The sequence below is a fragment of the Rothia sp. HMSC071B01 genome (assembly GCF_001808945.1).
Taxonomy (GTDB): Bacteria; Actinomycetota; Actinomycetes; order Actinomycetales; family Micrococcaceae; genus Rothia.
Window position 1 is genome coordinate 1 of record NZ_KV795065.1, and the last position, 4502, is coordinate 4502.

Sequence of the window (4502 nt, forward strand, 5' to 3'; positions counted from 1 at the left end):
CGGCACTGGCCCGGCATGCCTTCGTCCAGGAGGCAGCAGAGAGGGTCTTGACCTTCTGGGCGTTCAGACGGGCGGGCGGCTTGACGGTTTTCTGCGGTGCGGTGTCGGTGTTGTCCGCATCCTCAGCATTGGAGGCAGCGACGCTCTCGGGTGCGGGCGCGTTATCGGCCCCGGCACCCTGGCTGGTTACTTCTTCCTGGCCGCCGGTTTCTTCCTTCCCCTCGCCCTTACCCTCCTGCTTAGAGCCTTCAACAGCAGGTGCCGGTAGCGGGGTGCGCTTCCAGCGTCCCACACTGACCAAGTTGCGGCTCAAACCCTTCACACCCAACAGCGGGTAGGCGGCTTCAATGAAGTTATCGGCACGCATCTCTCGCTCATCCTCATGACGTGCCGAAGCGCTAAAGGCGGCGGCGATAGCGGCAGCTACAGCGGCGGCAAGGATGATACTGATCAGCGGGGTGCCAGCCATGACCAGCCAGTCCACCACCATAATGGCCACAATGATGGCGGCAGCGCTCACGTGCTTACCCTTGCGGACCTTAGCGGGCAGGGCATGCTGCACCTCGGTAAGCAGCGGGTCCAAAGATTCGGGGGTGTTATCCCACCGGGCGGGCGGCCCATCGGCGGGACGCTGCGCAGTACGTCGTGCCCACATAAGGGGGCTCCTTTCACAAAAATCTATCCAGCAGTTTTCAAAAAGGTCAGCAGATACACAGGCGTATCAGCAGGGTTAGTGGTTGTTGTTACCCAACGCGTCGTAATAGTCAGCGACCTTCCACACCCCGGTGAAGTCACGAACCAGCACGATGGTCTTTACCTCACGCACCGCCTTCACAGCTTCCAAGGGGTCTTGTGCATCACGGCCCACCATCAGCGTGGCAGTCAGCTTCACCATCGGCGCACCCGATGCGTCCGTGCCCTGGCTGAAGAGGATGTATTCGCCCTTATCCTGCACGGTCATGGCGGTCTTCGCCTTCACAAGGCGCTTCCACTCGCGGTCTTCTGCCTTCTGCTGCTGGGCCTGATCAATCATCTTCTGCCTAAATTCGGCGGTACTGAAGGCTCCGGCGCGGAACGCCCAGTTCGCAGGGTCCGGATCCTTCCAGGACTGCGAGTAGTAGGCGGTGACAAACTCATGGGCACGTTCACGCGCACGCTGAATCTCCGCATCATCCAACCCTTCAGCTGAGGTTGAAGGTGAAGCCTGGGTGACGGTTCCCTGGCTTGCAGGAGCAGAGGTCACAGCCGGGGCAGAGGTAGCCGGGGAACCTGAGTGTGATGCAGGCTTAGGCATCATCATCCACACAGCGAACACACCCAACCCGATGGCGCCAACAATCAGCGCGATAGTCAGCCAGTCCACTGAACGACGCGCACCAGCAGCCTGACCTGCGAGCGCGTCGGTTGCGAGCGGGTCGGTAGAGTCACTAGGGGTATTGGTGGGGGTGGTGGGGTGTGCGCTCGCGTTCTGGTTCTGGTTCTGGTGTTCGGGGTTGTTGGGGGTGGTCATGGTGTCTCCTTGAAAAGGTGGGGGGGTCTGCCCCCTCCCCTGTTCGTTCTCGCCCTGTGCCGGTGGGCGGGTGTGTTGTTCAGGTGGTGGGGAGGGGGCTGCTGTCAGCAATGGTGGCTATTTCTTGGGGTGGACGACGCGGATGTATTCGGTGTCGCCTGCTCCGTTCCAGTTCACGTCGTGTTCGACGGTTCCTTCGTTTTGTCCCATAACGGAGTACATCTTGCCGTTTCCGGCGTAGATACCGACGTGGGCGTAGTTGCCTTCGCCGTCTCCGACTTGGGCGACGAGGTCACCTGGTTGGGGGTCGTTGGTGGGTTCACCGACGGTCCAGGGGGTTTGGCGGGGTAGTTCGATTCCGGCTTGGGTGTAGACCCAGTGCACGTAGCCGGTGGCGTCCCAACTCTTGAAGTCGTTGCGGCCTTGTGCGTAGGAGCCGCCCAGGCCCTCGCGGGCTTTGGTGAGGATGGTGTCGCGTACCTGCTGTTCCTTGTCGGTGTGCACGCCGTCGGATTCAACGGTGAGCTTCTGAGGCTTGTCGGAGTCCTTGGACCCTTCGTCCTTGGAGTCCTTATCGCCATCGGTGCTCTTGTGGTTGTTGGGGCAGGACTGCTTACCGTAGCTGGTGTTGCCGTCTACCCCGGAGAGTACCGAGTAGAGCTGACGTGCGGTGTTTTCCCATTTGGAGTACTCGTACGGGTACGCCGAGATCTGCACCATCTGTGCGGCTTCACCCAGACCCTTGGATTCCCAGCCTTCGTAGTCGAGCAGGCCGGGCGGGTTACCGTGGTTGGGGCCCTTGGGTCCACCGTAGAAGGCAGCCGCCGCGTACTTTGGGTCGTGCACCTGTTCGGCGGTACCCCATCCGGCAGACGGGCGCTGCTGGAACAGACCAACGGAGTCACGGTCACCATCGGGGGTGTTCTCCAGGGCGTTCTCCTGCAGAGAGGTCATCAGTGCGATGATGATGCCCCTTTCTGGTACGCCCATGCCCTTACCGACAGCGATAATGTCGGCGGCGTTAGCGACGCGCTTTTCGTTCCAGGTGTACTTACTGCCGCTGGGCAGGTCGGTCTCAATCGGGGTGATGTCCACCTTGGGGGATGGTGCTTCAGTCTTAGGTGCTTTCACCTCCGGGTTCGCTGGCGCTTCGGTCTTCTGCGTATCAGACACCTGATCCGGTGCACCCTGACCGAGGGTGATGCCACGTTCAGCCATATACGGTTCCGGGTCGGTGGGGATGCCCTTACCGTCAGGATTGTTCGGGTCCGGCAGCATGATCTGGAAGTGCAGGTGAACGCCGGTGGCGTAACCAGTCATACCAGCACCTGCCAGCTCCTGACCAACTTCTACATGGTCGCCGGCCTTCACTTTCGCCGTACCAGTTGCCGCATGCCAATACCAGTATCGGACGCCGTCATCACCCTGAATGATGATGCCGTTACCACCGGCAGCACCACCAGAATCAACAACCAACACCGTACCGGCAGCCGCCGCATAAAACGGGGTACCCTCCGCCATACCAGCGATGTCAGTACCCGGATGATCCGTCAAATCAGAAAGCGTCGCACCCGGAATCGGGTTCTCTCGCAAACCAAACCTGGATGTGATCGTACCCACCGCCGGGTTAGCGTACTTACCATTAGGCGCCACACGATTCACACACGAATTCTGGTACTTCGACTCACGCTGCTGAACCAAAGCATCATGACTCGCCTTACCCATCACCATCATCGACGTAATCACAAAGACACCGAACACAGGCACAGCAAGAAGCAGAAGCAAGCAGCCACATCCCATAAACCGGGTACGACGCTTCTTCTTCTTCCGCTGCTCCTTCACCTCACGCGTGGCTTTAGCCTGCGTCTTCTTCAGAAACTCAACAGCACGGCGGCTGGCACTATCACTCATCAGGGGCATCTCCCTCTCCCCCACCCCACAACACCGGGGGACCATAAAGGCAGGGGGACTCAAAAAAAGGGGCGGGTAGATCAGGTAATTCACTCCTATAAAGGCACCCACCCACCCGGCTTTCACCTCACCAGAACAAGAAAATTTTTAGAAAAAAGACCCCACCCCAAAAACCCTGCTCCCACCTAGACAGGAGGGGACGATACTCCCAACAAACACAGCACGCGAGCGCCGAGTGCGGCCGGGCGGGGTGTGGCGGTGGAAGACACGGCAGGTACGGCAGAAGTGACGGCGGAACCAACACCTACCCCTCCCTTGCGCTCGCCGCCCCCACCTGCTGATAAGAGGACACACAAAAAGGGTGGGGTGCCTGGTGGATTCACACCACCAAACACCCCACCCTTATGGGACCCCAAACAAGGGAAACAGAAGAACCGCTAGTCGCTACGGCGGGTATCCACAATACCCTTACCCTCAGCCGTATAAGCACCCAACTCAGGCACCCACGAAGCCCCCCACGGGTTAGCATCTACACGACACGAAACACGAACCGTAATCGTGTTACTCTCAGCCGCCAGGTCAGGGCGACGACTACCGGCAGCATCAGCATTCAGCACCGTCACCTCAGACGGGCTACACCCGGTATCTTCCAAGTTCCTAGCTACCGTATCTTTCGCTACCTGCACCGCTCGTGAAGGCTCCGAGGTCAACGCCGCATCACGAGCAGCAGCAGCCGCTGCAGCATCAACTGACGACTGCACATGAGCACGCACACCAAAGAACCAGACCGCTGCAACGACCATGAGCAGCAGCGGCACCATGAACAGGAATTCAACGGACGCACTACCATCCTGACCCCTACCCTGGCTCTGATCCTGGTTCTGGTTCTGCTTACGATTGAGCATGTACGCCCTCCTCTCTACAACACTAAAGACCTATACCGAAGCAATAAAGGCGGTGGTGGGTGCGGCACACTCACCAGCCACACCCACCACACACACATGTTTACTTGACGTTGACCGCGTAACCATCCTGCACACGAATCAACTGCGTACCATCCATCGGCTCCTCATGAATCAAC

General features: G+C 59.4%; 4 protein-coding genes. All 4 read right to left on the minus strand.

Features of this window, described 5'->3' with window-relative positions:
• The coding region (locus tag HMPREF2527_RS00895) for a hypothetical protein (protein ID WP_141744429.1) at positions 1-655 on the minus strand (655 nt) is incomplete at its 3' end.
• Positions 656-730: 75 nt separating this feature from the next.
• Positions 731-1510, minus strand: a complete 780-nt coding sequence (locus tag HMPREF2527_RS00900) for a hypothetical protein (protein WP_070505718.1) — start codon at positions 1508-1510, stop codon at positions 731-733.
• A gap of 117 nt (positions 1511-1627) precedes the next feature.
• On the minus strand, positions 1628-3430 hold the full coding sequence (locus tag HMPREF2527_RS00905) for a peptidoglycan DD-metalloendopeptidase family protein (RefSeq protein ID WP_070505720.1): 1803 nt from the start codon (positions 3428-3430) through the stop codon (positions 1628-1630).
• A gap of 428 nt (positions 3431-3858) precedes the next feature.
• Positions 3859-4326, minus strand: coding sequence for a TadE family protein (locus HMPREF2527_RS00910; protein WP_070505722.1), 468 nt, complete (start codon positions 4324-4326; stop codon positions 3859-3861).
• Positions 4327-4502: the final 176 nt, after the last annotated feature.